21 protein-coding genes and 3 tRNA genes are annotated in these 26,353 nt (G+C 71.4%); 14 read left to right on the top strand and 10 right to left on the bottom strand.

Going from position 1 to position 26,353, the window contains the following annotated elements:
• The 3 genes from ACIPTO_RS14025 to ACIPTO_RS14015 all read left to right on the top strand — a co-directional run bounded on the left by ACIPTO_RS14025 (position 1) and on the right by ACIPTO_RS14015 (position 3,551).
• Positions 1–1,380: a cytochrome P450 gene (locus tag ACIPTO_RS14025; protein WP_366313830.1), complete on the top strand. Its 1,380-nt coding sequence runs from the start codon at positions 1–3 to the stop codon at positions 1,378–1,380.
• Between the two features lie 105 nt (positions 1,381–1,485).
• A complete protein-coding gene (locus ACIPTO_RS14020; protein WP_401191583.1) occupies positions 1,486–2,733 on the top strand; it encodes a cytochrome P450 in 1,248 nt (415 codons plus the stop codon).
• A gap of 8 nt (positions 2,734–2,741) precedes the next feature.
• Positions 2,742–3,551, top strand: coding sequence for an enoyl-CoA hydratase/isomerase family protein (locus tag ACIPTO_RS14015; RefSeq protein WP_401191581.1), 810 nt, complete (start codon positions 2,742–2,744; stop codon positions 3,549–3,551).
• 261 nt (positions 3,552–3,812) lie between these two features.
• Here the strand turns inward: ACIPTO_RS14015 and ACIPTO_RS14010 are convergent.
• The 3 genes from ACIPTO_RS14010 to ACIPTO_RS14000 form a co-directional block, all read right to left on the bottom strand.
• A tRNA-Ile gene (locus ACIPTO_RS14010) sits at positions 3,813–3,886 on the bottom strand.
• A 178-nt stretch (positions 3,887–4,064) separates the two neighbouring features.
• Positions 4,065–4,137 (bottom strand) — tRNA-Asn (locus ACIPTO_RS14005).
• 6 nt (positions 4,138–4,143) lie between these two features.
• Positions 4,144–4,216: transfer RNA gene (locus ACIPTO_RS14000), tRNA-Asn, on the bottom strand.
• A gap of 156 nt (positions 4,217–4,372) precedes the next feature.
• Here ACIPTO_RS14000 and ACIPTO_RS13995 point away from each other — a divergent pair.
• The 4 genes from ACIPTO_RS13995 to ACIPTO_RS13980 all read left to right on the top strand — a co-directional run bounded on the left by ACIPTO_RS13995 (position 4,373) and on the right by ACIPTO_RS13980 (position 10,012).
• Positions 4,373–4,678, top strand: a complete 306-nt coding sequence (locus ACIPTO_RS13995; RefSeq protein WP_266768396.1) for a YtxH domain-containing protein — start codon at positions 4,373–4,375, stop codon at positions 4,676–4,678.
• Positions 4,679–4,729: 51 nt separating this feature from the next.
• Positions 4,730–6,187 carry an FGGY family carbohydrate kinase gene (locus ACIPTO_RS13990; RefSeq protein ID WP_366313818.1) on the top strand — a complete coding sequence of 486 codons (1,458 nt, stop codon included), beginning with the start codon at positions 4,730–4,732 and terminating at the stop codon, positions 6,185–6,187.
• Between the two features lie 163 nt (positions 6,188–6,350).
• Positions 6,351–8,084, top strand: coding sequence for an ABC transporter ATP-binding protein (locus ACIPTO_RS13985; RefSeq protein WP_366313816.1), 1,734 nt, complete (start codon positions 6,351–6,353; stop codon positions 8,082–8,084).
• Positions 8,084–10,012 carry an ABC transporter ATP-binding protein gene (locus tag ACIPTO_RS13980; RefSeq protein ID WP_401191576.1) on the top strand — a complete coding sequence of 643 codons (1,929 nt, stop codon included), beginning with the start codon at positions 8,084–8,086 and terminating at the stop codon, positions 10,010–10,012. Before ACIPTO_RS13985 ends, ACIPTO_RS13980 begins: the two co-directional genes overlap by 1 nt.
• 154 nt (positions 10,013–10,166) lie before the next feature.
• Here the strand turns inward: ACIPTO_RS13980 and ACIPTO_RS13975 are convergent, their stop codons facing one another.
• Positions 10,167–11,477, bottom strand: a complete 1,311-nt coding sequence (locus ACIPTO_RS13975) for an RNA polymerase sigma factor (protein ID WP_401191573.1) — start codon at positions 11,475–11,477, stop codon at positions 10,167–10,169.
• Positions 11,478–11,601: 124 nt separating this feature from the next.
• Here ACIPTO_RS13975 and ACIPTO_RS13970 point away from each other — a divergent pair, with 124 nt between their 5' ends.
• Together ACIPTO_RS13970 and ACIPTO_RS13965 are read left to right on the top strand one after the other, a co-directional pair.
• Positions 11,602–12,084, top strand: a complete 483-nt coding sequence (locus ACIPTO_RS13970; RefSeq protein ID WP_366313810.1) for a GNAT family N-acetyltransferase — start codon at positions 11,602–11,604, stop codon at positions 12,082–12,084.
• A gap of 9 nt (positions 12,085–12,093) precedes the next feature.
• The gene (locus ACIPTO_RS13965; RefSeq protein WP_366313808.1) at positions 12,094–13,641 is read left to right on the top strand and encodes a hypothetical protein; all 1,548 of its coding nucleotides are present in this window, start codon (positions 12,094–12,096) and stop codon (positions 13,639–13,641) included.
• Between the two features lie 18 nt (positions 13,642–13,659).
• Here ACIPTO_RS13965 and dnaG read toward each other — a convergent pair whose 3' ends face one another.
• The 4 genes from dnaG to ACIPTO_RS13945 form a co-directional block, all read right to left on the bottom strand.
• Positions 13,660–15,564, bottom strand: a complete 1,905-nt coding sequence (gene dnaG, locus ACIPTO_RS13960) for a DNA primase (RefSeq protein ID WP_366313806.1) — start codon at positions 15,562–15,564, stop codon at positions 13,660–13,662.
• Between the two features lie 35 nt (positions 15,565–15,599).
• Positions 15,600–16,877 (bottom strand): FAD-dependent oxidoreductase, encoded by a 1,278-nt coding sequence (locus tag ACIPTO_RS13955; RefSeq protein WP_366313804.1) that lies wholly within the window; start codon positions 16,875–16,877, stop codon positions 15,600–15,602.
• 93 nt (positions 16,878–16,970) lie between these two features.
• Positions 16,971–18,305 carry a deoxyguanosinetriphosphate triphosphohydrolase gene (locus ACIPTO_RS13950; RefSeq protein WP_401191569.1) on the bottom strand — a complete coding sequence of 445 codons (1,335 nt, stop codon included), beginning with the start codon at positions 18,303–18,305 and terminating at the stop codon, positions 16,971–16,973.
• 48 nt (positions 18,306–18,353) lie between these two features.
• Positions 18,354–19,193 (bottom strand): sirohydrochlorin chelatase, encoded by an 840-nt coding sequence (locus ACIPTO_RS13945; protein ID WP_401191567.1) that lies wholly within the window; start codon positions 19,191–19,193, stop codon positions 18,354–18,356.
• A gap of 153 nt (positions 19,194–19,346) precedes the next feature.
• Between ACIPTO_RS13945 and ACIPTO_RS13940 the strand changes: the two genes are divergently transcribed.
• A complete protein-coding gene (locus tag ACIPTO_RS13940) occupies positions 19,347–20,033 on the top strand; it encodes an ElyC/SanA/YdcF family protein (protein ID WP_366313798.1) in 687 nt (228 codons plus the stop codon).
• A gap of 7 nt (positions 20,034–20,040) precedes the next feature.
• Here ACIPTO_RS13940 and ACIPTO_RS13935 read toward each other — a convergent pair whose 3' ends face one another.
• Complete coding sequence (locus tag ACIPTO_RS13935) at positions 20,041–20,463, bottom strand: gamma-glutamylcyclotransferase family protein (protein ID WP_366313796.1); 423 nt, start codon at positions 20,461–20,463, stop codon at positions 20,041–20,043.
• Positions 20,464–20,597: 134 nt separating this feature from the next.
• Between ACIPTO_RS13935 and ACIPTO_RS13930 the strand changes: the two genes are divergently transcribed.
• The 3 genes from ACIPTO_RS13930 to ACIPTO_RS13920 all read left to right on the top strand — a co-directional run bounded on the left by ACIPTO_RS13930 (position 20,598) and on the right by ACIPTO_RS13920 (position 23,783).
• Positions 20,598–22,241, top strand: coding sequence for a M4 family metallopeptidase (locus ACIPTO_RS13930; RefSeq protein ID WP_401191564.1), 1,644 nt, complete (start codon positions 20,598–20,600; stop codon positions 22,239–22,241).
• Positions 22,242–22,333: 92 nt separating this feature from the next.
• A complete protein-coding gene (locus ACIPTO_RS13925; protein ID WP_401191561.1) occupies positions 22,334–23,248 on the top strand; it encodes an aminoglycoside phosphotransferase family protein in 915 nt (304 codons plus the stop codon).
• 34 nt (positions 23,249–23,282) lie between these two features.
• Positions 23,283–23,783, top strand: a complete 501-nt coding sequence (locus ACIPTO_RS13920; protein WP_401191558.1) for a GNAT family N-acetyltransferase — start codon at positions 23,283–23,285, stop codon at positions 23,781–23,783.
• A gap of 89 nt (positions 23,784–23,872) precedes the next feature.
• On the opposite strand, the gene ACIPTO_RS13915 is transcribed toward ACIPTO_RS13920, so the two are convergent.
• Positions 23,873–25,381 carry an MFS transporter gene (locus tag ACIPTO_RS13915; RefSeq protein ID WP_401191556.1) on the bottom strand — a complete coding sequence of 503 codons (1,509 nt, stop codon included), beginning with the start codon at positions 25,379–25,381 and terminating at the stop codon, positions 23,873–23,875.
• 176 nt (positions 25,382–25,557) lie between these two features.
• On the opposite strand from ACIPTO_RS13915, the gene ACIPTO_RS13910 reads away from it, so the two are divergent.
• Entirely contained in the window at positions 25,558–26,283 is a 726-nt protein-coding gene (locus ACIPTO_RS13910; RefSeq protein ID WP_401191553.1) for a TetR/AcrR family transcriptional regulator, read from the top strand.
• Positions 26,284–26,353: the final 70 nt, after the last annotated feature.

The raw sequence follows: 26,353 nt of genomic DNA, 5'->3' as shown, positions 1-26,353 counted from the left end.
ATGCAACAGCCCTTCGACCCGTCCGGGGCACCGGCCGGCTGCCCCGCGCACGGCAACGTCCCGCTGTACGGGCCCGACTTCGGCTCCGACCCCGAGAGCACCTACGCCCGGCTGCGCACGCTGGGGCCGAGCGCCCCGGTCGACATCGCGCCGGACGTCGAGGTCGAGCTGGTGACGAGTTACGACGCCAGCCTGTACATCCTGCAGAACCCGACGCTGTTCGTGCGGGACTCGCGCCGCTGGAACGCGCTGAACGACGGGCAGGTGCCCGCGGACAGTCCGGCGCTGCCGATGATGGGCTACCGGCCCAACGCCCTGTTCAGCGACGGCGCGGCGCACGCCCGGCTGCGGCAGGCGGTGACGGACTCCCTCGCGACCGTCGACCAGGGCCGGCTCGTCCGGCTGACGCAGCAGTCGGCCGACTACCTGATCAGCCAGTTCAGTTCCGAGGCCCTCGGGCAGGCGGAGCTGATGGCCGCCTACGCCCAGCCGCTGCCCCTGCTGGTCTTCGGCGAACTGTTCGGCTGCCCGCCGGAGCTCGGCGACCGCGTGATCGCGGGCATCACCGGCATCTTCCAGGGCATCCCGGGTGCCGACGAGACGCTGGGCGGCGCGCTCGTGGAACTGATCGCCCTCAAACGCCGGCAGCCCGGCGAGGACCTCACCACCCAGCTGATGGTGCACTCCTCCCGGCTGACCGACGAGGAGGTGCTGCACCAGTTGGTCACCCTGCTCTCCGGCGGGACCGCGCCCCTGACGGCCTCGATCGGCACCAGCGCCGCGCTGTACCTCAGCGACGACTGGCCGAGCGGTCTGCCGGTCGAGGACGCGGTCGTGAAGACGCTGTGGAACTACGCGCCGATCGCCAACTACGCGGCCCACTACCCCACGCAGGACGTCGAGTTGGGCGACCGGACGCTCCAGTCGGGCGACCCGGTCCTGATCTCCTTCGCCGCCGCCAACAACGACCCGAAGCTGACCGCGCACCGCGAACAGCTCAGCTCCAAGGCCCACCTGGCCTTCGGTGCCGGTCCGCACGCGTGCCCGGCCAAGGACCCGGCGTTCATGATCGCGGCCACGGCCGTGGAGTCGCTCCTCAACCGGCTGCCCGACGTCGAGATGCGCGTCCCCTTCAAGGAGCTGGCGTGGGTGCCGGCGCCGTGGAGCCGCCAGCTGGTGACGGTGCCCATCCGGTACAGCCCGCGCGCGGTGCCGTCGGCGGCCAAGCCCCGCCCGGCGCGGCCGTCCGTTCCGCAGGTCGGGCAGTCGCCCGCCGCGGTGCCGCAGCCGGCCTCGTTCGGCCGGCCGGCCGCGCACGCCGCTCCGCGCCCCAAGGGGGGCATGTTCAGCCGGTTCCGTGCCTGGGTGAATGGTGAGTGACGTGAAGAGCGAGTGACGTAGGTAACCCTACGAAAACACTGTGTTATTGGATGATTCAAACATCCCACGGGTACGAATGGCGGCTGGCAGAGAGGAGCCACCATCGTGGGAAGCGTCACGACTCCGACAGCGGACCGTCGGGCCACCGTCTCCCTGTTCTCCCGTCTCCGGACGGCCGACGGACAGGCCGATCCCTTCCCCATCTACGCGGAACTCAGGGCGCGCGGCACAGTCAGCCCCGCGCCCTGGGGCGGTCACCTCGTGACCGGCTACGGCGTCTGCGACCAGGTACTGCGCAACGGCCTCTGGCTCGAACCCGACACCGACTGGAGGGCCCGGCAGGGCGCGCGCACCCGCTGGAGCGCCCCCTCCTCCCAGGAGATCAGCCGGACCATGCCCGCCCTCAACCCGCCGGAGCACACCCGGGTGCGCCGGTCGGCGGGCACCTTCGACCGCTCCACCGTCGAGCAGATCGGCCGACGGGTGAACGACATCGTCGACCGTCTTCTCGACACCCTGCACGAGCGGCTGCACGCGGGGGAGGCCGACTTCGCGGAACTCGTCAGCGAGGAACTCCCGGTCGCCACCATCGGCGACTGGCTCGGGATACCCAGCGCGGACTGGCCCCGGCTGCGGGAACTGACCCACGACCAGGTCTTCACCCAGGAACTGCTCCCGAACGCCAGCCAGCTGGCCCGCTCCGACGCCGCCATGGCGGAACTGCGGGTCTACTTCCTCGATCTGGTGCGCGACCGGCGCGCCCATCCGGGCGACGACCCCGTCTCCCGGTGGATACGCACCTGGGACGAGCTCGAACCGGACCGGGACAAGGCCGACGAAGGCGTCTACTTCCTCGCCCTGTTCGTCCTGCTGGCCGCGCTGGAGACGACGTCGACACTGCTGTCGACCATGGTCCTCCTGCTGGTCGAGGACCCCGGCCGCTGGAGCCTGCTCGCCGAACACCCGGACCTGGTCCCGGAGTTCGTGGAGGAGACCCTTCGCTACGACCCTCCCACCCACGTCATCAGCCGGGTCGCCTCCCAGGACTGCCGCCTGGAGGAGACCGAGGTCCGCGCCGGGGAGATGGTCCACCTCATGGTGGGGGCCGCCCACCGCGACCCCGCCCGGTGCGCCGACCCCGACGCCTTCGCCCCCCGGCGCAAGCTGACCCACCTCGCCTTCAGCGGGGGCATCCACTACTGCCTGGGCGCACCGCTGGCCCGGCTCGAGGCGCAGACCCTGCTGCGCCGCATGATCGCCCGACTGCCGAGACTCACCCTGGTACGCCGCCCCGCGCGGGCGCCCCGGGTGGCGTTCAGGCGACTTCTGAACCTGGATGTATCCCTGACATGAACTCGCCAATGACCCCTGGTGCCACCGTGCACGCCCCCGACACGGAGCCCCCGCACCACCCGGAGACGGCACCCGCAGCCGCCCCCCTGAGCCTCACCCGGACCGGTCCCGTCCTCCACGCGCGCCTCAACCCCTCCGCCCAGGACGACGACGTCCTCGGCTCCGCCGTCCTGGACGCCCTCATCGCCGTCCTCGACGGCCTCCACGAACAGCCCGACGTCCGCATCCTGGTCCTCTCGTCCCTCGGTGAGGACTTCTGCCTGGGCGCGGACCGCAGGGAGTACCAGGACGCGCTGGCCGCCGACCCGACCGGGGCCAGGCTGCGGCGCCTCGTGGACAAGGCCCAGCGTCTGTGCCAGGCCCTGGAGAACACCCACGCCGTCACCATCGCCCGCCTCCACGGCAACGTCATCGGCGCCGGCCTCGCGCTGGCCGCGCACTGCGACCTGCGCGCGGGGGCGGACACCTGCCGCTTCCGCATGCCGGAGGTAGGCCTCGGCCTCGCACCCGCGTGGGGCGGCGGAATGGGCCGCCTGATCGTGGAGGCAGGCGCCGCCCGGATCCGCGAACTCATGCTCACCTGCGAGGACTTCGACGCCCCCACCGCCCACGGCCTCGGCCTCCTCCACAAGGTTGCCCCCCTCGACGACCTGGACGACACCATCACCGCCTGGACCAGACCCCTCGCCCGACGCTCCCCACAGGCCCTCGTCCTGACCAAACGCATGCTCACCGGCTACGTGAAGGCAGCCCGGGCATCCGACACCACCCTGCTCGACGCCCACCTCCTGGCCGCCCAACTCACCCAGCCCCGCTGACCTCCGGGCCCACCGGGCCGGGACCTGGACGACGGCCAGCGCGCCCTTCCAGACCTCCCGAGGGTCCCCACGACAGAAGGACCGGCCCGCCGCTCACCCCCGGCTCGGCGGGCCGGCACAGACACACCGAGGGGACGCGACGTCATCACACGCCCCTTGAGCCCTGCCCTGAACAGCTGAACGGGTGTCACCACATGCGAGTGATGACACCCGTCCAGACGTTTCCGCATGTGGAAACGGTTCTCCTGAGGGAAGCGAAGGTGGGGCGGGTGGGACTCGAACCCACGGCCGACGGATTATGAGTCCGCTGCTCTAACCGGCTGAGCTACCGCCCCATTACGGCGCGTCGCGCACATTTGTACGCGCCGTCTGCCGCAGCATAGCCGCTCATACGATCTCCTGCTTCGGATGGTCGACTTCGCACGACCATGAGGACTGCCGCACGTCGCGAGCGGTTCCGGGGGACATGAAAAAGGACCCCAACGGGGTCCTCATCACTGCTTCCTCACTGCGCTCTCCCGACTGGACTCGAACCAGTAACCTGCCGGTTAACAGCCGGCTGCTCTGCCAATTGAGCTACGGAAGACCGAAGCTCCCCCGACTGGACTCGAACCAGTAACCTGCCGGTTAACAGCCGGCTGCTCTGCCAATTGAGCTACAGGGGAATGCCTCGTTGCATCGAACGTACCTCCCTGGGTATTCGCCAGAGGGCGTGTGCTCGCTGCGACACATACATTAGCGCAAGCAGGGGGGTGCTCCGCCAATCGGTTCCCCCGGCATCGAGCCGCGTCGGAGATCTACGCAAGGGAAGGATGGCCGTCATGCGCTACAAGCTCACGTTCGTCGTCGGACTGGCTCTGGGTTACGTGCTGGGCACGCGGGCCGGACGCGAGCGCTACGAGCAGCTGAAGAAGTCGGCACGCCAGGTCGCGCAGAACCCCGCCGTCCGCAACACCGCCGAGACGGCGGCGCAGCAGGGCCGCCAGTTCGCGGGCAAGGCGTACCACGCGGTCGGCGAGAAGGTCGGCGACCGGGTCCCCGACTCCGTGGCCCAGCGCGTACGGTCCCTGCGTGAGCGCAACGCGAACGGCACGGGCGAGGACGACTGGGGCACCAGCAACACCTAGGGAGTCGCGACCCGGCGCCGCCACCTCTCGCCGTACGGCAGAATTTCTGCCATGGGGATAGTCGCCGGGTTGGACAGTTCGCCCGATTTCACTCGTATCGTCGTCTGCGACACGGACACGGGGTCCGTGCTCAGGCAGGGATACGCGCCGCATCCGGTCGAGAGCGAGACCGAGGGTGGCGGGCGGCCCTCCGATGTCGATCCACAGGCCTGGCTGCTGTCGCTGGGCGAGGCGGCCGGCGGGGGGCTGCTGGAGGGGGTCCAGGCCATCGGGGTCTCCGCGCAGCAGAACGCGGTCGTGCCGCTGGACGCGCAGGGCAACACCGTGCGGCCCGCGATGGTCGGCGGCGACAAGCGGGCGCAGGTCGCGGCGGCGGACCTCGTCGACGCGCTCGGCGGGCGCGAGGCGTGGGCGCAGGCGGTGGGTTCCGTACCGCAGGCCGCGCACCCCGTGACCAAGCTCCGTTGGCTGAACCGGACCGAGCCCGACAACGCCCGGCGTACGGCCGCGCTGCTCCAGGCGCACGACTGGCTGGTGTGGCAGCTGCTCGGCCGGCCGGTGCGGCGGACAACCGATCGGGGCGGGGCCTCCGGGACCGGCTACTGGTCGGCCGCCGGCGGCGGCTACCGGCCCGACCTCGTCGAACTCGCCCTCGGGCACCAGGCGATGCTCCCCGAGGTGATCGGTCCGGCCGAAGCGGCCGGTACGACTCCGGAGGGGCTGCTGATCTCCGCCGGCACCGGCGAGACCATGGCCGCCGCCTTCGGGCTCGGGATCGGGTTCGGGGACGCGGTCGTGTCGCTCGGGGCCTCCGGGTCCGTGATGGCCGTGCACCCCGAGGCGCTCGTCGACCAGAGCGGGATGATCACCTCGCTGGCCGACGCGACCGGGATGCATCTGCCGGTCGTCACCACGCTGAACGCCGTACGGACCCTGCGGGGCGCCGCCGAGCTGCTCGGGCTGCCCGATCTGGAGAGTCTGTCCGAGCTGGCGATGAAGTCGACGCCGGGGGCGCACGGGCTGGTGTTCCTGCCCTATCTGGAGGGTGAGCGGACGCCGAACCTGCCGCACACCGCGGGGACGCTGGCCGGGCTGCGGCGGGAGTCGATGAAGGCGGAGCATCTGGCGCGGGCCGCGTTCGAGGGCATGCTGTGCGGGCTCGCGGACGCGCTGGACGTGCTGCGCGGGCGGGGCGTCGCCGTACGGCGGCTCTTCCTGCTCGGGCCGGCCGCGGAGCTGCCCGCCGTGCAGGCCGCCGCGCCCGCGCTGTTCGGGACGCAGATCGTCGTACCGCAGCCCGCCGACTACGCGGCGATCGGCGCCGCCCGGCAGGCCGCGTGGGCGCTCGGGGTCTCGCAGGGCGCCCTGGACCCGCGCAACCCGCCGCCCTGGCAGGGACCGGTCGCACAGGTCTTCGAGCCGGGCGACGAACTGGCCGTAGGTCAGGCCGTGCGGCAGCAGTACGTGTCGGTACGGGAACAGACGCATCCGGGCGCGTTCCGCTCCTAGATGCGCGCCGATGCCGGCGCGGACGAGGCACTCAAGGGTGCATAAGGGGGCGTACGGGAGTGCTGTTGGCTTAATCGGTTGAGGTAACGCGGGTGGAGTGTCCGACGATGGGGGCGAGGGGCACACCGTCCGCCCTCCACCCGCCGACTCCGAGAGACCCAGCGTGCTCATACGACTTCTGCGGACCTATCTCAGGCCCTACAGGAAACCCATCCTTCTGCTGGTGCTGCTGCAGTTCCTGCAGACCTGCGCCACCCTCTACCTGCCCACCCTCAACGCGCACATCATCGACAACGGTGTGGTGAAGGGTGACACCGGCTACATCCTGTCCTTCGGCGCCCTGATGATCGGGATCTCGCTGGTCCAGGTCGTGTGCAACACCGGTGCCGTCTACTTCGGCGCCCGCACCGCATCCTCCGTCGGCCGGGACGTCCGGCGTGCCGTCTTCGACCGGGTGCAGTCGTTCTCGGCCCGCGAGGTCGGCCAGTTCGGCGCGCCCTCGCTGATCACCCGGACGACCAACGACGTCCAGCAGGTCCAGATGCTGACCCTGATGACGTTCACGCTGCTGGTGTCGGCGCCGATCATGTGCGTCGGCGGAATCATCCTGGCGCTCGGTCTCGACGTGCCGCTGTCCGGGGTACTGGTCGCCGTGGTGCCGACGCTGACCCTCTGCGTGACGCTGATCGTGCGCCGGCTGCGGCCGCTGTTCCGGGCGATGCAGGTACGGCTCGACGCGGTGAACCGGGTGCTGCGCGAGCAGATCACCGGCAACCGCGTGATCCGCGCCTTCGTCCGGGACGAGTACGAGAAGGAGCGGTTCCGGAAGGCCAACAGCGATCTCACCGAGATGCAGCTGAGGACCGGCAACCTGCTCGCGCTGATGTTCCCGGTGGTCATGACCACGGTGAACCTGTCGTCGATCGCCGTCGTGTGGTTCGGCGCGCACCGGATCGACAGCGGCGGGATGCAGATCGGCGATCTGACCGCGTTCCTCGCCTACCTCATGCAGATCGTGATGTCCGTGATGATGGCCACCTTCATGTTCATGATGGTGCCGCGCGCGGAGGTCTGCGCCGAGCGCATCGAGGAGGTCCTCGACACCGAGAGCAGTGTCGTGCCGCCGCTCGCGCCCGTCACCGAGCTGCGCCGGCACGGGCACCTGGAGGTCCGCGGGGTCGGGTTCTGCTACCCGGGCGCCGAGGAACCCGTGCTGAAGTCCATCGACCTGGTGGCCCGACCGGGCGAGACGACGGCCGTGATCGGCTCGACCGGCAGCGGGAAGTCCACCCTTCTGAGTCTGGTCCCGCGTCTGGTGGACGCGACCGACGGCGAGGTCCTCGTCGACGGGGTCGCCGTGTCGACCATCGACCCGGCGCTGCTCGCCAGGACGGTCGGCCTGGTCCCGCAGAAGCCGTACCTCTTCGCGGGCACGGTGGCGACCAACCTCCGCTACGGCAATCCGGACGCGACCGACGAGGAGTTGTGGCACGCGCTGGAGGTGGCGCAGGCCAAGGGCTTCGTCGAGGAGCTGGAGAACGGCCTCGACTCCCCCATCGCGCAGGGCGGCACGAACGTGTCCGGCGGTCAGCGGCAGCGGCTCGCCATCGCCCGGACGCTGGTGCAGCGGCCGGAGATCTACCTCTTCGACGACTCCTTCTCCGCCCTCGACTACGCGACGGACGCGGCGCTGCGGGCGGCGCTCTCGCAGGAGACCGCCGAGGCGACCGTGGTGATCGTGGCGCAGCGGGTGGCCACCATCAGGGACGCCGACCGGATCGTCGTACTCGACGAGGGCCGGGTGGTGGGGACGGGCCGTCATCACGAGCTGATGGCGGACAACGAGACGTATCGGGAGATCGTGCTCTCCCAGCTGACGGAAGCGGAGGCTGCCTGATGGCCGGGCCCATGGGGCGGATGATGGCCGGGACGGGCCCCGACGCCCGTTCGATGGACTTCAAGGTGTCCGGCAAGCGGCTGATCGGCCAGTTCAGGCCGGAGCGGCTGACCATCGGCATCCTGCTGGCGTGCGTGGTGGTCAGCGTCGGGCTGAACGTGATCGGGCCGAAGATCCTCGGCAGCGCCACCGACCTGGTGTTCGCGGGCATCATCGGGCGGCGGATGCCGGCCGGGACGACCAAGGCGCAGGCCCTCCAGGTGCTGCGCGACCGCGGCCAGGGTTCGGTCGCTGACATGCTCAAGAGCACCGACTTCACCCCGGGCAAGGGCATCGACTTCACCTCGGTGGGGCATGTGCTGCTGCTCGCGCTGGGCACGTTCATGGTGGCCGGGCTGCTGATGGCGGTGGCCACCCGGATGGTCAACCGGGCGGTCAACCGGACCATGTTCCGGCTGCGCGAGAGCGTGCAGACGAAGATGTCGCGGCTGCCGCTGTCGTACTTCGACAAGCGCCAGCGCGGTGAGGTGCTGTCGCGCGCGACCAACGACATCGACAACATCGGGCAGACGCTCCAGCAGTCGATGGGCCAGCTGATCAACTCGCTGCTCACGATCATCGGTGTGCTGGCGATGATGTTCTGGGTGTCCTGGCTGCTGGCGCTGGTCGCGCTGGTGACCGTGCCGCTGTCGTTCCTCGTCGCCACCCGCATCGGCAAGCGCTCGCAGCCGCACTTCGTGCAGCAGTGGCGCTCGACCGGCAAGCTCAACGCGCACGTCGAGGAGATGTACACCGGGCACACCCTGGTGAAGGTCTTCGGCCGGCAGGACGAGTCGGCGCAGCTGTTCGCCGAGCAGAACGACGCGCTGTACGAGGCGGGCTTCAAGGCGCAGTTCAACAGCGGGGTCATGCAGCCGCTGATGATGTTCGTCTCGAACCTCAACTACGTGCTGGTGGCCGTCGTCGGCGGCCTGCGCGTCGCGTCCGGCTCGCTCTCCATCGGTGACGTGCAGGCCTTCGTCCAGTACTCGCGCCAGTTCTCCATGCCGCTGACCCAGGTCGCGTCGATGGCGAACCTGGTCCAGTCCGGTGTCGCCTCGGCCGAGCGGATCTTCGAACTCCTCGACGCCGAGGAGCAGGCCCCCGACCCGATGCCGAGCGAGCGCCCGGCCGAACTCCGCGGCCTGGTCGCCCTGGAGCACGTCTCCTTCCGCTACGACCCCGACAAGCCGCTCATCGAGGATCTCTCCCTGACGGTGGAACCGGGCCACACGGTCGCGATCGTCGGCCCCACCGGCGCGGGCAAGACGACCCTCGTCAACCTCCTCATGCGGTTCTACGAGGTCTCCGGCGGGCGCATCACCCTCGACGGCGTGGACATCGCGCGGATGTCCCGGGACGAACTCCGGTCCGGGATCGGCATGGTGCTCCAGGACACCTGGCTGTTCGGCGGCTCCATCGCCGACAACATCGCGTACGGGGCCTCGCGCGAGGTCACCCGGGGCGAGATCGAGGAGGCGGCGCGGGCGGCGCACGCCGACCGGTTCGTCCGTACGCTGCCCGAGGGCTACGACACGGTCATCGACGACGAGGGCACGGGGGTCAGCGCCGGTGAGAAGCAGCTCATCACCATCGCGCGGGCGTTCCTGTCCGACCCGACGATCCTGGTCCTCGACGAGGCGACGTCCTCCGTGGACACCCGCACGGAGGTGCTGATCCAGAAGGCGATGGCCAAACTCGCCCATGGCCGCACGTCGTTCGTGATCGCGCACCGGCTCTCCACGATCCGGGACGCGGACACGATCCTCGTCATGGAGAACGGCTCCATCGTCGAACAGGGCGCGCACACCGACCTGTTGGCGGCGGACGGGGCGTACGCGCGGCTGTACAAGGCGCAGTTCGCGCAGGCGGTGGCCGAAGTGGACTAGCGGTTCGTCGTTCGGCTGCGGGTCCGGTGGGGGCTGGTCGCGCAGTTCCCCGCGCCCCTCACACACCAACGCGTTTGAGGGGCGCGGGGCTGTGTACATGTGCGGCTCCGCCGCGGGGCGCGGCCCGCCCCCACCGGCCCGCACGCACCCGGCATCAGTCCAGATAGCCCCTGAGCTGGTCCGCGAAGGCGTGGTCCCGCAGCTTGTTCAGCGTCTTCGACTCGATCTGCCGTATCCGTTCCCGGGTCACGCCGAAGATCCGGCCGATCTCCTCCAGCGTGCGCGGACGCCCGTCCGCCAGCCCGTACCGCAGCTGTACGACCTTTCGCTCCCGCTCCCCCAGCGTCGACAGCACGACGTCGAGGTGCTGCCGCAGCAGCAGGAACGCCGCCGACTCGACGGGGCTGGTGGCGTCGCCGTCCTCGATGAGGTCACCGAGGGCCACGTCGTCCTCCTCGCCCACCGGCGCGTGCAGCGACACCGGCTCCTGGGCGAGCCGGAGCACCTCGCTGACGCGCTCGGGCGCGAGGTCGAGGTGGTCGGCCACCTCCTCCGGCGTCGGTTCGTAGCCGCGCTCCTGGAGCATTCGGCGCTGGACCCGGACGACCCGGTTGATCAGCTCGACGACATGCACCGGGACGCGGATCGTGCGGGCCTGGTCGGCGAGGGCGCGGGACATGGCCTGGCGGATCCACCAGGTCGCGTAGGTCGAGAACTTGTAGCCGCGGGCGTAGTCGAACTTCTCGACCGCCCTGATCAGCCCGAGGTTCCCCTCCTGGACGAGGTCGAGCATGGTCAGCCCGCGTCCGACGTACCGCTTGGCGACGGACACCACGAGCCGCAGGTTGGCCTCGATGAGCCGGCGCTTGGCCATCCGGCCCATGACGACCAACTTGTCCAGGTCCAGGGCGAGTTGGCTGTCGAGGTCGAAGGCGCCGCTCAGCCGCTCCTCGGCGAACAGGCCGGCCTCCACCCGGCGGGCGAGGTCGACCTCCTCGGCCGCGGTGAGCAGCGGGATGCGGCCGATCTCGCGGAGGTACTGGCGGAACAGGTCCGAGGAGGGCGCGCCGTTGTCGGCGGCGACCCGGCCCCGGGGCCGCGTCCCGGGTTCGAGGGCCTCGGCGGTCTCCACCGCCTCGGCCGTCGGTTCTTCGGGCTCGGGCGGGTTCTCCGGGTCCGCGGCTTCCGGGTGGTGCGCGGCACGGCTCTGCGGAGGGACGGTCGCGAGGACATCGGTCTCCGCGTCCGGTTCCGCGCCGTCCGTCGTGCTGGTCTCGGTCTGGTCGAGGGTCTGGGTCTGCACGGGGGCGACCTCCAGGATGATCGCTGCCAGGGGGTGCGGCAGCGGCACTTCAGGGGCGGAATCGGCGGCCTCGCCGCTGTCCGTCCCGTACTCGATGAGCGGAACCGCGGGGGTGAAGGACCCGCTGGGGACGGATCGGCCGCGCTCCGAGGACTCAGGCACCGGAACCCAGTGTGGAGTACGACACATCGCCGCCACGAGGGGCGTGCGGTGACTTTTTGCAATCGAGGCGTGACCGGACGGGTTCGCAGGGTTGCCGTGCGCCGCGCGTGGCGATACTCCCGGCATGCTGGAGGTGCACCCGTGTACGGCCGACGACAGAGCGGACCTGGACGAGTTGCTGGCCGCCTCGCACCGTGAACATCTGGGCCGGTACCCGGAGTTGGCGGGAATCTACCGGGCGGGCGTCGATCCCGGCGCCCGCTTCCTGCTGGCCCGTTCGGACGGTGCGGACGCCGTCGGATGCGTGGCCGTGCAGCCGCTGGCGGTCCTCGGCGTCCCGCCGTACGCCTACGAGGTCAAGCGGGTGTACGTGCGTTCCGGGGCCCGGCGGTCCGGTGTGGGCAGTGCGCTGATGGCCGCCGCGGAGACGCTGAGCGCGGGGCTCGGCACGCGGGTGCTCTACCTGGAGACCGGGGTGCGGCACACGGCCGCGCAGGGGCTGTTCCGGAGCCGCGGCTTCCTCCCCGTCCCGCCGTATCCGCCGTATCTGGACGACCCGTTCGCGCTCTGTTTCAGCAAAGAGCTCGACCCGAGACCTCCGGCCTGAGGGAGTGCCATGGCCCCGTCCTTGAGACGCCGTCGTCACCATCCCATCCAGCAGCAGTCCTGGCGCTGGTGGGTGAGCGGGCAGCCGGCCTGGCTGCTGCTGCTCGTCCTGTTCGGCGGGCTGGCCGTCCTGTCGCTGGTGCTGGCCGGGGCGCACACGCTGGTCGCCGGGCCGGAGCACCGGTACGGCGGCGTGAGCGCGTTCCTGTCGCTGACGGGCTCCATGTTCCGGGCGCTGAGCGGGCAGGGGGACTATCCGGACCGGCGGGCCGGGTCCTGGGACGATCTGCTGGCGAGTGTCGCGGCGGCGGTCGGCCTGGTGCTGCCCGCGCTGGTGATCGCGGTGGTGTTCGCCCGGATGTACTCGATCCGCGGCTTCGTGTGGCGTGCGGAGCCCAGTGTGTGTCTGCCGTGGGAGGTGGACGAGACCGTGTACCGGCAGGAGAAGGAGGGCACGCACCACGGCACCATCGCGGTGCGCTTCTACAAGCAGCTGCGCCATCTCACCATCGCCGATCTGCGCTGCGAGGCGTATCTGCGCTATCTGGAGCCGTCGCCGGTGGACGGCAGCCGGCTGATCCGGACGCATCCGCTGGAGGTGCTCGGGTCCAACGGCAGCCGGGTGGGCGCCCGTCTGTGGCCCGTGTCCAAGGAGGGCACGACCTTCACCCTGTGGATTCCGATGGACGCGGAACTGGACGCCGGGCAGATCCGCACCGTGCAGGGCATCGACATCTCCGACAGCGGGCTGCACGACCTGCTGATCCGGGTGTCGGGCAAGGTGGGCGGGCTCGGCGTCGAGGTGCACGACGAGCACTGGTACCGGCTCGATCCCCAGCATGTGCAGATCGGCCGCTTCTCCCGGGTGGACGTGGACCTGAGCCGGCCGAGCAGTTCCTGGGCGGGCTGGGCCACCTTCGAGCAGCCCGCCCGGCAGGCCCTGTTCGTCTACGGCCGGCTGGTGGACCCGCAGGCGCTGCGGGATCTGTACGGGCATGTGCCGCGGCCGGGCGCGGAGGTGGTCCGGGCCCGGATCCGCGGCTTCCGGCGGACCTGGAGCGTGGCGACGGACAACGCGGACGCCCAGCGCGCGATCGTGTACCGCAGGACGGGCGAGCCGGACGTGCCGGACGTGAAGGTGCTGTTCCTCAATCTGGAGGGGGCACCGGCCCAGTACACGGAGGGCCTGCTGCTGCGGGCGAGCAGCGACACGATCGCCCAGCTCAACAGTCCCGACGGGAACTTCACCGTGGAGGACGTGACGGGGCTGGTGGAGTACGACCGTCCGTTCGACGACGGGCCGCCCGACATCGTGCACACCTATCTCGGCCGGCCCGGTCCCAAGGCGGCGGCACGCTCCGGTCTCGCCGACGGGACGGCGGTGATCAGTGAGGAGTTCCTCACCGAGGTGCAGCGCGGGATGGCCGCCTACGATCTGGCGCTGCGCAGCACCTTCGAGGGGGAAGCGCTGCCTCCGGTGCCCGTGGAGCGGCTGGTGCGGACACTGCGGGATCCGAGCAGGTCGATCGGGGCGTCCCGGATACCGGAGCAGGGGTGAGCCCCCGGCCCCGGTGCCTCACAGAGCCCCCGCGCCGTGCACCTGGAGTGCCTGGTCGTACTGCTGGAGCACCCACAACTCGTTCTGTACGGCGGCCAGTTCGGCGGAGTCGCCGAGGCTGCCGAGGCGGGTCATCGTGCCCTGGATGTCGCGGATCCGGCGGACCACGGCTCTGCGGCGGACGGTGACGAGCTGCTCGCCCGCGTAGTTCTCGTCGACCGTGCGGCGCAGGATCGCCTCGACGGCCAGCTCGGTGACCATCGCGCGGACGGCGTCGTCCGGGGCGGCCTCGCGGACCCGGACCAGGTAGTCCTGGGCGTCCTGGAGGCCGTACTCGGCGCCGCCCGCCTCGATGATCGCCTCGCGGACGGCGGCGTAGGGCGGGGCGGTGAACTCGTCGACGCCGTACGCGTCGAAGGCCGGGGAGACCAGGTCGGGGCGCTGGAGGGCGAGTTTGAGCAGCTCGCGCTCGGTGGCGAAGACCGGGTTGCGCAGGGTGAGGGCGGGGCCCGCGGTGCTGGGGCGGGGGGTGGTGTCGTACTGCTGCCGGTCGGCGCCCCTGGCCGGGGCGGGGCCCTTGCCGCCGCGGTCGCGGGCCCAGCGGGCCAGCTGGGCAACCCTCTTGACCACGAACTGGGTGTCCAGGATGCCGAGCATGCCGGCGAGCTGGACGGCCACCTCGTGCTGGGCGCCGCTGTTCTTGATGCGGGCGACGATCGGGGCGGCCTCGTCCAGCGCGGAGGCGCGGCCCGCGGGGGTGTCGAGGTCGTAGCGGACGACGATCTGGCGGAGCGCGAACTCGAAGAGCGGGGTGCGGGGTTCGACGAGGTCGGCGACCGCCGCGTCGCCCTTGGCGAGGCGCAGCTCGCAGGGGTCCATGTTGTCCGGGGCGATGGCGATGTACGTCTCGGCGGCGAACTTCTGGTCGTCCTCGAAGGCGCGCAGGGCCGCCTTCTGGCCGGCCGCGTCGCCGTCGAAGGTGAAGATCACGCGCGCCGAGCCGTTGTCCATCAGGAGTCTGCGGAGGATCTTGATGTGGTCGCCGCCGAAGGCCGTGCCGCAGGTCGCGATGGCGGTGGTGACTCCGGCGAGGTGGCAGGCCATGACGTCCGTGTAGCCCTCGACGACGACCGCGCGGGAGGACTTGGCGATGTCCTTCTTGGCGAGGTCGATGCCGTACAGGACCTGCGACTTCTTGTAGATCGCGGTGTCGGGCGTGTTCAGGTACTTCGGGCCGTTGTCCGACTCGTAGAGCTTTCGCGCGCCGAAGCCGACGACCTCGCCGCCGATGTCGCGGATCGGCCACATCAGGCGGCCTCGGAAGCGGTCGATGGGGCCGCGGCGGCCCTCCTGCGCGAGGCCGGAGAGCAGGATCTCCTTGTCGCTGAAGCCCTTGCCGCGGAGGTACTTGGTGAGGTGGTCCCAGCCCTGCGGGCTGTAGCCGACGGAGAAGTGCTCGGCGGCGGACTGGTCGAAGCCGCGCTCGGCGAGGAAGGTGCGGCCGGTGTCCGCCTCGGGGCTGACGGCGAGCTGTTCCACGTAGAAGTCGGCGGCGATCTTGTGGGCCTCGACCAGGCGGATGCGCTCGCCGCGCTGGTGGGAGGGGTTGTACCCGCCCTCCTCGTACCGCAGGGTGATGCCGGCCTGGGCGGCCAGGCGCTCGACCGACTCCGAGAACGTGAGGTGGTCGACCTTCATCACGAACGTGATGGTGTCGCCGCCCTCCTGGCAGCCGAAGCAGTGGAAGAGACCCTTGCTGGGGCTGACCTGGAAGGAGGGCGACTTCTCGTCGTGGAACGGGCAGAGGCCCTTGAGGTTGCCGCCGCCCGCGTTCCGCAGCTGGAGGTACTCGGACACCACGGCGTCGATCGGGACCGCGTCCCGAACCGCCTTCACGTCCTCGTCGTTGATCCGTCCTGCCACGCGTGAATTCTACGGGGCCGGACTGACAGCAGTGACTAGGAGGAGCTCCTGGCGCCCAGGCTGTCCAGCGGAACGTGTGGGTCCGCGAGGGCCTCGGTGTCCACCCGCACCCGGGAGCGGATGAGCTGCTGGATGGGCTCTGTGACGTCCCACACATTCACGTTCATCCCGGCCAGCACCCGGCCCTCCTTCATCCAGAAGGCGATGAACTCGCGCTTGCCCGCGTCTCCCCGGATCACCACTTCGTCGTAGGAGCCGGGGGGCGCCCAGCCGGAGTACTCCATGCCCAGGTCGTACTGGTCGGAGAAGAAATAGGGCACGCGGTCGTAGGTGACGTCCTTGCCGAGCATCGCGCGGGCCGCCGCCGGGCCGCCGTTCAACGCGTTCGCCCAGTGCTCCACCCGCAGGCGGGTGTCGAACAGGGCGTGGTGGAAGGCGGCCACGTCACCGGCCGCGTGGATGTCGGGGTCGGAGGTGCGCAGCCGTTCGTCGACCGCGATGCCGCCGCCGTGCGCGCGGTCGGCCAGCTCCAGGCCCGCCGCCTCGGCGAGCGCGGTGCGCGGGGCCGCTCCGATGGCCGCGAGGACGTCGTGCGCCGGGTGCTCCTCGCCGTCGTCGGTGCGGGCGGCCAGCACCATGCCGTCCTGGCCGACGATCTCGGCGAGCCGGGCGCCGAAGTGGAACCGCACCCCGTGCTCGGCGTGCAGGTCGGCGAAGATCTGGCCCAGCTCGGGGCCGAGGACGCCGTGCAGCGGTGTCTGGGACGGTTCCACGACGGTGACCTCGGCGCCGTACTCCCGGGCCGCCGCGGCGACCTCCAGGCCGATCCAGCCGCCGCCGGCGATCACCAGGTGGCCGTTGTCCCGGCCGAGGGAGGTCAGGACGTGCTTGAGGCGCTCCGCGTGGGAGAGGCGGCGCAGGTGGTGGACGCCCGCGAGGTCCGTGCCCGGGATGTCGAGGCGGCGGGGTTCGGAGCCGGTCGCGATGAGCAGCTTGTCGTAGTGGACGAGGGTGCCGTCGTCCCCGAAGCGGACCGTCTTCGCCGCACGGTCGATGGCGTCGACGGTCTGGCCGAGATGCAGCTCGATGTCGTTCTGCGCGTACCAGGCGGGTTCGTGCACGAAGACGCTGTCGCGCTCCTCCTTGCCGAGGAGGTAGCCCTTGGACAGCGGCGGACGCTCGTACGGGTGGTCGCGTTCGTCGCAGATCAGTATCACGCGGCCGGTGAAGCCCTCCGCTCGGAGCGTCTCGGCCGCCTTGGCGCCGGCCAGGCCTCCTCCGATGATGACGAACGTCTGATCCGCGTCGACCACTTGATGCCTCCTCGTAATGATGCCGCCATATGCGAGCGTCCCGCACGCAGCGTGATGCGGGAAGGGGGTGTGGCCCGATCAGGCCACGGAGGGTCACATTCGGGCTTGTTTCGCGTCACTGTGCCCCAGTGATGTGAGATGCGCGTGAAGAGACCGCGCCGACGCGTCCGTCAGCGAGGCGATCTGATCCACGATCACCCGCTTGCGGGCGCGGTCGTCGGGCGCCTCGTCGAACTGCGCGCGGAACTGCGGCTCCAGCCCGTCCGGCGCGCGCGTGGTGAGCGCCTCGGCGAGTTCGGCGACCACGACCCGCTCGTCGGCGCGGATCCGCTCCTGCTCCGCACGCTGCATCACGTACCGGTCGGCGACCGCCTTCAGGACCGCGCATTCCAGCCGCGCCTCGCGCGGTACGACGAGTTCGGCGTCGTAGCGGGTGAGGCGGCCGGCGCCGTACGCCGCGCGCGTGGCGGTCTCGGCGGCCAGGCAGAAGCGGCCGATGAGCTGGCTGGTGGCGTCCTTGAGGCGGGCCTGCGCCACGGCCGAGCCGTCGTAGCCGTGCGGCCACCACGGCTCGTTCTGGAGCCGGTCCAGGGCCTCGGCGAGTTCGGCGGGGTCGGTGTCCGCGGGGACGTAGCGGCCGACGGCCACCTCGAAGACCTCCTGGCGCTCCGGCTCCGCGTGCAGGTAGTTCGGGTCGATGTGGCCGGCGTGCAGGCCGTCCTCGACGTCGTGCACCGAGTACGCCACGTCGTCCGACCAGTCCATCACCTGGGCCTCGAAGCACGTGCGCGTGCCGGGGGCGCCCTTGCGGACCCAGTCGAAGACGGGCCTGTCGTCCTCGTAGACACCGAACTTCGGGGAGGCCGGGTCGGTGGGGTGGACTCCGCGCGGCCAGGGGTACTTGGTGGCCGCGTCCAGGGTGGCCCGGGTGAGGTTGAGGCCGACGCTCACCATCTCGCCCGTCGTGTCGCTCCGCGTGAAGCGCTTCGGTTCGATGCGGGTCAGGAGTCTCAGGGACTGCGCGTTGCCCTCGAACCCGCCGCAGTCGTCGGCGAATTCGTTCAGTGCCTGTTCGCCGTTGTGGCCGAAGGGAGGATGGCCCAGGTCGTGGGAGAGGCAGGCCGCCTCCACGAGGTCCGGGTCGCAGCCGAGGGCCGCGCCCAGTTCCCGGCCCACCTGGGCGCACTCCAGGGAGTGGGTCAGGCGGGTGCGGGGGCTGGCGTCCCAGGCCCGGCTGCGGGTGCCCGGGGTGACGACCTGGGTCTTGCCCGCGAGGCGGCGGAGGGCGGCGGAGTGGAGCACGCGGGCGCGGTCGCGCTGGAAGGCGGTGCGGCCGGGGCGTTTGTCGGGCTCCGCGGCCCAGCGGTCGACGGACGTGGGGTCGTAGGCCGGGGGTGGTGCGGTGCGGGTACCTGCGGTGCCTTCCATGGTTCGACAGTAAACGGCGGCAGTGACAATTCGGGAGTTGCGGGGCGCCTATGCGTCCGCCGGGTGCGGATCGGGTGCGGCCATCGGCTCGTTGCGGCTGGTCACGGTGGCCGGTCGGGCCGTTCCCCGCGCCTGCGGGTGGGGTGCCCGCGGCCGGGTGCCGAGCGTCTGGTCGTAGCGGTGGAGGATCAGCCTGGCCATCGCGGGGTGGGCTCCCAACGGGGCCGATGCGATCCATGGGGCCGCTTCCGCGCACTGGGTCGCGAAGCGGCCAGGAGCCGTGAAGCAGGAGGCCACTGCCACCCTGTGGTGGCCTCGGGCGGTGAGGGTGCGGACCGCCTCGGGGACGGTGGGGGCCGCGGCCGAGGCGAAGGCCGGGATGACCGGGACGCCGAGGCGGGTGGCCAGGAGGCGGGCCGTGCGGGCGGTGTCCCGCTGCGACTCCGGGTCCCGGGAGCCCGCCGCGGCCAGGACCACGGCGCTCGCCGCGCGGCTCCCGGTGGGCCAGCCCGCCTCCACCAGGCGGTCGTGGAGGGTCTCCACCAGGAGGGGGTGCGGGCCCAGAGGGGGTGCCACGCGCGTGTGTGCCCGTGCGTGGGCGGCCAGTTCGGGGATGTCCTGCTTCACGTGGTAGCCGCGGGACAGAAGGAGGGGGACCAGGACCGCTTCCGGGGTGGCGAGCCGGGTGAGGGTGTCCGGGAGGCGCGGCTCGTTCAGTTCGATGTGGCCCAGGCGGACGGGGAGGCCGGGGCGCAGGGCGCGGACGCGGGCCTGGAGGGCTCGTACGGTGTGCAGGGCTCTTGGGTCGCGACTGCCGTGGGCCACCAGGACGAGGGTGGGCGTGCTGCCGGGGGCGGGGTCCTCGCGGGGCGGGTGCGGCGGCGTCATGGAGTGATGGTGGCGCGAGGAGGTTGCCCCGCCGTTGCTCTGGAGTCACGGGTCTTTTCCGGGGGTTCACGGCGGGGTGGCGGGGGGTGTGAGAACCGGAGCGGGTCCCGGCGCGTCTGTGACTGTCGAACCCGAACGGGGAGGGCCCTTCTCATGCGTCGCCTGGAACTCCGCAGACCACGGCTGCCCCGCACGCGTGCGGGATGGCGGCAGTTCGTGCAGGTGGTGGCCGCCGGGTGTGTCCTCGCGCTGCTTCCGGCCACCTGGCTGTGGGTGGCGACCGCCGACCGGCTGCGGACCGTCCAGGACGCGCCGCGCACCGACGTCGCCGTGGTCTTCGGGGCCGGGCTGTGGGACGGCGAGCCGTCGCCGTACCTGGCGCACCGGCTGGACGCGGCGGCCACGCTGTACCGGGAGGGGCGGGTGAAGGTCGTCCTGGTGACCGGCGACAACAGCCGCGAGGACTACGACGAACCGGACGCGATGCGCGTCTACCTGGCGAAGCACGGGGTGCCACGCGCGCGCGTGGTGACCGATTACGCCGGTTTCGACACCTGGGACTCCTGCGTCCGCGCGAAGAAGATCTTCGGCGTCGACCGGGCCGTCCTGATCAGCCAGAACTTCCACATCCGGCGTGCGGTCGCCCTGTGCGAGGCGGCGGGCGTCGCGTCGTACGGCGTCGGGGTCGACGAGTCGCACGACGTGACCTGGTACTACGGCGGCACCCGCGAGGTGCTGGCGGCGGGGAAGGCGGCGCTGGACGTGGTGTTCCACCCCGATCCGCGGTTCCTCGGCCACAAGGAGACCGGGGTGGCGCGGGCGCTGGCCTCCGCCCGCTGAGGCGCCGTCAGCGGCGGCCGGTCCAGTCGCCGCCCTCGATCAGCTTGCCGTGGGTGCGCAGGCGGGCGGTGACGGCGGGGGCGGCGAGGTAGACCCAGGCGCGGACGGTCGTGCCGTCGGTGTCGCGGGTGACCTCGCGGACGACGCGTTCGTAGAGGTTGTCCGGGTCGCCGGGGGCGTACTCCTCAAGCCGGTCCAGTTCGCCGAGCAGTCGGGGGTGGGCCTCGGGGTGCGCGGTGACGAGTTCGCCGACGGTCACGGCGCCGGGGGCGTCCACGGCGTACGGGTAGCCGGGTCCGTCGTAGAGGGCGGCGCCGTGGAGGCGTGCGCGTTCTTCGGTGTGCGTACGGCCGCGCAGGAAGAGGTCGTGGTTGGGCTCGCCGGGGCGGAGGGTGCCGTAGACGAAGAAGGGGAGGGGTGGCGGCGTCATCGCTCTCCTTCTCCTCGCTGTCCTCTGCCTGTGTATGCGCTATGGACATGACATGTCATGCCCCCTTAAATCTAAGCCACCATCACCTCCCTCTCCCCACCCCCACTTTCGTCCCGAGGAGACCGATGAGAACGATGAGTCAAACACGGCGTGTCCGGGGTTCGCGGCTCGCCACGGCCGGTGTCGCCGCCGGTGCCGCGACCCTGCTGGCCGCCACCCTCGCCCCGACCGCCCACGCGGCCGACCGGCCGACCCGGGCCGGTGCGATGGCGAACGCCGCCTCCGCCCTGGTGGCGCACGCCGCGAGCCTCGGGCTCACGGCCGCGGAGGACACGTCGGTCCGTGACGTGATCGTCGACGCGGACGGCAGCCAGCACGTCCGCTACGACCGTACGTACCGCCGGCTCCCCGTCCTCGGCGGCGACTTCGTGGTCCACCTGGCACCGAACGGCACCTACCGCAGCGCCGACCGGGCGACCCGGAGCTCCATATCCCTGCCGTCCGTGACGCCGAAGGTGGCCGCCCCCAAGGCCGCCGACCTGGCGGTGAACGCATTGCGGGCGGCGCATCTCGGCGAAGCGCTGAAGAGCGTGACGGCCAAGCCCCAGTTGACGGTCGACGCGCTGCACGGCGCACCGAAGCTCGCCTGGCGGACGAACGCGGTCGCCAAGGACTCGCTCGGCAACCCGGTCGCCCGCACGGTGCTGACCGACGCCCGCACCGGCGCCCAGATCGACGCCTGGGACAGTGTGGAGACCGCGGCAGGCGACGGGCAGTCGCTGTACAACGGGACGGTGCCGCTGGAGACGACGCTGTCGGGATCGACGTACCAGCTCAAGGACGCCACCCGCGGCGGGACCTACACGGGGGACGCGGCGAACAAGACCGACCTGTGCATCTTCGGCATCTGCATCAGCCGCGCCCCGGCCACGCTGTTCACGGATGCCGACAACCACTGGGGAACGGGAACGAGTTCGGACCGTTCCACGGCGGCGGTCGACGCGCAGTACGGCACCGACGTGACCTGGGACTACTACAAGAACGTGCACGGCCGCAACGGCATCGCGGGCGACGGCAAGGGCTCGTACAACCGCGTGCACTACGGCAACAGCTACAACAACGCCTTCTGGGACGACAGTTGCTTCTGCATGACGTACGGCGACGGTGACGGGACGCAACTCGGTCCGCTGGTGGCGCTGGACGTCGCCGGGCACGAGATGTCGCACGGCGTGACGTCCAAGACGGCGGCGCTGACGTACTCGGGCGAGTCCGGCGGACTCAACGAGGCGACCTCCGACATCATGGGCACGCTGGTGGAGTGGTACGCCAACAACTCCTCCGACCTGGGCGACTACCTCATCGGCGAGAAGATCGTGCGGCCGGGCTTCGGCAAGGCGGCGCTGCGGTTCATGGACCAGCCCTCCAAGGACGGCAACTCCGCCAACTGCTGGAGCTCGTCGGTCGGGAACCTGGACGTCCACTACTCCTCAGGGGTCGCCAACCACTTCGCGTACCTCCTCGCCGAGGGCAGCGGCGCGAAGACCGTCAACGGCGTGAGCTACAACTCGCCCACGTGCAACGGCTCTTCGGTGAGCGGCATCGGGCGGGACAAGCTGGGGGCCATCTGGTACCGGGCGCTGACGGTCTACATGACGTCCTCGACGAACTACGCCGGGGCCCGGACGGCGACCCTCAACGCGGCCAGGGACCTCTACGGGGTGGGGAGTGCGGAGTACGCGGCGGTGGGCGCGGCGTGGAGCGCGGTGAGCGTGGGGTGAGGTGAGGTCCTGAGGCGGCGGCGGAATGCCGTGGCGCGGGCGGCCCCGGGCTGGCTACGCTCCGGTGCCGCCGCCTCACGAACCGGAGCCCCATGACCGCCAGCGCCAGGATGCACGCCGACGAACTCGACATCGACGCGGAGCTGGTGCGCCGCCTGGTCGGCGAGCAGTTCCCGGACTGGGCGGGTCTGCCCGTCACCCGGGTCGCCTCGGCCGGGACCGACAACGCGATGTACCGGCTGGGCGAGGACATGGTCGTACGCCTGCCCCGACTGCCGGGCGGGGCACGGCAGATCGAGACCGAACAGCGGTGGCTGCCGCGCCTGGCACCGCGGGTGCCGCTCGCGGTGCCGGTGCCGCTGGCGATGGGTGCGCCGGGAGGCGGCTACGGGCTGCGGTGGGGGGTCTACGGCTGGCTGGACGGGAGCAGCGCGTACGACGCACCGCCGGCCGAACCAGCGGCCACGGCGGTCGAGTTGGGGCGTTTCGTCGCCGCGCTGCGCCGGGTGGACGCGGTGGGCGGGCCGACGTCGTTCCGGGGCGGGCCGGTCGGGGAGCGGGACGCGGAGGTTCGTGAGGCGATCGAGGACCTGGGCGCGGACGGCACCCACGACGCGGCGCTCGCGACGGCCGCCTGGGAGGACGTCCTCGCCCTGCCCCAGTGGCAGGCCGACCCCGTCTGGCTCCACGGCGACCTCCTGCCCGGCAATCTGCTCACCACCTCCGGCCGGCTCAGCGCGGTCATCGACTTCGGCGGCCTCGGAACCGGCGATCCGGCGGCGGACGCGTTGCCCGCATGGGCCCTGTTCTCCTCCGGGACGCGTGAACTCTTCCGCGAGGCGGGCGAGTTCGAGGACGCGGTCTGGGCCCGGGGGCGGGGGTGGGCGTTGCGCTTCGGGCTGGTGGCGGAGCACTACTACCGGGGCGGGCGGAATCCGGTGCTGGCGGAGGTGGGGCACCGGGCGGTGCGGGAAGCGCTGGCGGAGTTCGGGGCCACGGGTCCGTGAGGGGCGCGGTCCGCGTCCCTGGATACTTGGCGTCATGGCTGATCAGCGTGCGGTTCACCTCGTCCGTCGACCGGGCCGCGCCCTGTCCGCCGCGGACGGGGTGGGCGCGTTGCTGGCGGCGTACCACCTGCGGACGGAGGCCGAGAAGGGGACGCCCGTCGCCGACCCGGACGGGCTGCCGGACCGGTACCGGGCGGAGGTCTCGGACCCGGGAGCCGCGTTCGCCGACGATGTCGTGCTGGTCGCCGTGAGCGGGGGCACCGCGGTGGGCTGTCTGGTGGTGACCGCCCCCGTCGACGGGCGGTCGGAGATCAAGCGGCTCTGGACGGAACCGGCGTTCCGGGGCCGGGGCGTGGCCTCGGATCTCCTCGGCGCGGCGCTCGCGCAGGCGACGGAGAGCGGTGCGGACGCCGTGCGGTTGTCGGTGTGGGCGTGGCGGACCGGTGCGGTCGCCCTCTACGAACGGTTCGGCTTCACCGTCGTCGAGTCGTGGGACGGCCGGGATCACCTGGTGTGCATGGAACGGGCCTTGTGAGAAGTCCACGCCCGGACAAGCGAGTTGGGGGCGGCTGCACCGGGCGCGCCGGGCGGTGACGTGCCCGGGCGGGTGGAGGACGGCCCGGGTCAGGCGGCCAACTCCCTTTCCGCCGGCTCCTCCTGGGCCCCGGTCACCGGCCGCCGCTTCCCGTCCCGCATCACCACGGCCGCCAGCACCGCCGCCGCCACGACCCCGGCCGCGCTCACCATGAAGGTCGTCGACATGGCGTCCGTGAACGCCTCGCGAGCCGTCCGGACCAGCCCCGCGTCCCCGTGCGCCGCGGCCAGCGCCCCGCCGATCGAGTGGCGGGCCGTGTCGGACGTACCGGAGGGCATCTCGTCGGCGAAGCCGCTCGACAGGAGGGAGCCGAGGATCGCGATGCCCAGGGCCGTACCCGCTTGCTGGATCGTGTCATTGAGGGCCGAGCCGACGCCCGCCTCGTCCTCCGGGATCGTGCCCATCAGGGCACCCACCGCGGCCGGCATCGCGAGGCCCGCGCCCAGGCCGAGGAGTCCGAGGGCGACCGCCGGGACGGTGAAGCCGGTGTCGGCCGTGACCGTCGTCAGCAGGGCGAAGGAGGACGCCATCACCAGCATGCCCACCAGGACGAGGGAGCGGTGGCCGTACGTCGCCGTGAACCTGGCGCCCGCCGCGTTGCCGGCCAGCGCGGTGACCGCGAGCGGGACGAAGGCCAGGCCCGCCTTCACCGGTGAGTAGCCGAGGACGAACTGCAGGTACTGGGTGAGGACCAGCAGCAGGCCGCCGTTGCCGATCTGGACCAGGGTCAGGGAGAGCGAACCGCCGCTGAAATCACGGTGCTTGAAGAGGACCAGCGGGACCATCGGGGTCGGCGTGACGTTCTCCCAGATCACGAATCCGGCCAGACCCGCCAGCGCCACCGCGAGGGTGACCAGGCTCCGGCCGCCGAACGCGCCGTGCTGCGGGATCTCGATGATCCACCAGATCAGCGCCGTCATGCCGACCGCCGACAGCACCGCGCCCAGCGGGTCCGGCTTCCGCCAGGGCCCCCTGGACTCCGGCATCAGCGTCACACCGGCCACCAGCGCGAGCGCCACGACAGGGACGTTGAGGAAGAAGATCGAGTGCCACGAGAAGTGGTCGATCAGGACGCCGCCGAGCACCGGACTGCCGACCAGCGCGAGCATCGACACCGAGCCCCACGCCGCCATCGCCCTGGCGCGTTCCTCCGCGTCGAAGACGGTGATGAGGATCGAGAGCGTCGACGGCATGATCAGCGCCCCGCCCGTCCCCATCGCCACCCGTACGGCGATCACCTCGCCGGGGTTGGTGCAGAACGTGCCCGCCAGTGACGCCGCCCCGAACAGCACCAGGCCGATCAGCATCACCTTCCGGCGGCCGAAGCGGTCGCCGAGGCTGCCGGAGGTCAGCAGCAGGCCGGCGAAGACCAGGACGTAGGAGTCGAGGATCCACTGCGTGTCCTGGGCGCTCGCGCCGAGGCTCTCGGTCATCGACGGCACCGCCACGGTCAGCGCCATGCTGTCGACCACCAGCACCAGCGAGCTGAGGCACAGCACGACGAGGATCCACCAGCGTCGCGGGTTCCGGGTCTCCATGGGGCTTCCTCCAGATCAGATCACGCTCGCCGACCGGCTGCGCGTACACCGTTCCCTCGGTGCGCACACTGTACGCATAGAGGAACAGTGTGCGCAATCCTTGAACTCTGTACGCTGGACGCGAACGACGTACGCACAGTTCGCACCGCCCGCACAGCCCGCACGAAGGAGCCCCCATGGCCGCCAGGACGAAGCCCATCCCCTCCGTGTGGGCCCGTGAGCAGCGCGCCCCCGACCAGCCCGCGCTCAGCCGGGACGCGATCGTCCGCGAGGCGATCGCGATGCTGGACGCCGACGGCATCGAGGCGCTGAGCATGCGCAAGCTCGGCTCCCGCCTGAACGCCGGCGCGACCTCCCTCTACCGCCATGTCGCCACCAAGGACGAGCTGATGGAGCTGGCCGTCGACGAGGTCGCCGCCGAGATCCACGTCCCGGCCCCGGACGCCGCCGACTGGCGCGCCGCCGTCACCGAGGCCGCCGCCTCCTTCCGTACGACCGCGCTACGGCACCGCTGGCTGTCCTCGGTGCTCGGGCAGGCCGGGCTCGCCTACCTCGGCCCGAACCTCATGGCCTTCAGCGAGCGGCTCGCGGCGCTGTTCACGGCCGTGGGCTTCACCGAGCCGAGCGGCGCGATCGACGCCGTGCTGTCGTACACGATCGGGATGAGCACGACCGAGGCCGCCTGGCTGACCACGGTCGCGCGGTCCGGGGAGAGCGAGGCGGATTTCATCGCCCGCCTGATGCCGGCCGCCCGGCAGGCGGCGGCCGGTCACACCCATCTCGCCGGTTCCTACGCCGACTCGGCCACCACACCCACCGACCCGGCGGCCCTGCGCGACGCCAAGTTCGCCTACGGCCTCGATGTCGTCCTGGACGGGCTGTCCCTGCGGCTGGCCCGGTAGAAGCCGCCTCAGGGTCGCCCCCATACGCCGGGTCCGCAGGGGCGGTGAGGGTACGGGCGGTGCCGACGAG

Origin of the sequence: Streptomyces sp. NPDC090083, from assembly GCF_044747445.1 — a bacterium.
GTDB lineage: Bacteria > Actinomycetota > Actinomycetes > Streptomycetales > Streptomycetaceae > Streptomyces.
Note: the sequence above shows the minus strand (reverse complement) of the source record. Positions and strands in the feature narration are given on the sequence as shown.

Coding starts and splice junctions, on each gene's coding strand:
- ACIPTO_RS14025 (WP_366313830.1), top strand. CDS start 1: ATGCAACAGCCCTTCGACCCGTCCGGGGCACCGGCCGGCTGCCCCGCG.
- ACIPTO_RS14015 (WP_401191581.1), top strand. CDS start 2,742: ATGACCCCTGGTGCCACCGTGCACGCCCCCGACACGGAGCCCCCGCAC.
- ACIPTO_RS13995 (WP_266768396.1), top strand. CDS start 4,373: ATGCGCTACAAGCTCACGTTCGTCGTCGGACTGGCTCTGGGTTACGTG.
- ACIPTO_RS13990 (WP_366313818.1), top strand. CDS start 4,730: ATGGGGATAGTCGCCGGGTTGGACAGTTCGCCCGATTTCACTCGTATC.
- ACIPTO_RS13980 (WP_401191576.1), top strand. CDS start 8,084: ATGGCCGGGCCCATGGGGCGGATGATGGCCGGGACGGGCCCCGACGCC.
- ACIPTO_RS13970 (WP_366313810.1), top strand. CDS start 11,602: ATGCTGGAGGTGCACCCGTGTACGGCCGACGACAGAGCGGACCTGGAC.
- ACIPTO_RS13965 (WP_366313808.1), top strand. CDS start 12,094: ATGGCCCCGTCCTTGAGACGCCGTCGTCACCATCCCATCCAGCAGCAG.
- ACIPTO_RS13950 (WP_401191569.1), bottom strand. CDS start 18,305: ATGGAAGGCACCGCAGGTACCCGCACCGCACCACCCCCGGCCTACGAC.
- ACIPTO_RS13945 (WP_401191567.1), bottom strand. CDS start 19,193: ATGACGCCGCCGCACCCGCCCCGCGAGGACCCCGCCCCCGGCAGCACG.
- ACIPTO_RS13940 (WP_366313798.1), top strand. CDS start 19,347: ATGCGTCGCCTGGAACTCCGCAGACCACGGCTGCCCCGCACGCGTGCG.
- ACIPTO_RS13935 (WP_366313796.1), bottom strand. CDS start 20,463: ATGACGCCGCCACCCCTCCCCTTCTTCGTCTACGGCACCCTCCGCCCC.
- ACIPTO_RS13930 (WP_401191564.1), top strand. CDS start 20,598: ATGAGTCAAACACGGCGTGTCCGGGGTTCGCGGCTCGCCACGGCCGGT.
- ACIPTO_RS13925 (WP_401191561.1), top strand. CDS start 22,334: ATGACCGCCAGCGCCAGGATGCACGCCGACGAACTCGACATCGACGCG.
- ACIPTO_RS13920 (WP_401191558.1), top strand. CDS start 23,283: ATGGCTGATCAGCGTGCGGTTCACCTCGTCCGTCGACCGGGCCGCGCC.
- ACIPTO_RS13915 (WP_401191556.1), bottom strand. CDS start 25,381: ATGGAGACCCGGAACCCGCGACGCTGGTGGATCCTCGTCGTGCTGTGC.
- ACIPTO_RS13910 (WP_401191553.1), top strand. CDS start 25,558: ATGGCCGCCAGGACGAAGCCCATCCCCTCCGTGTGGGCCCGTGAGCAG.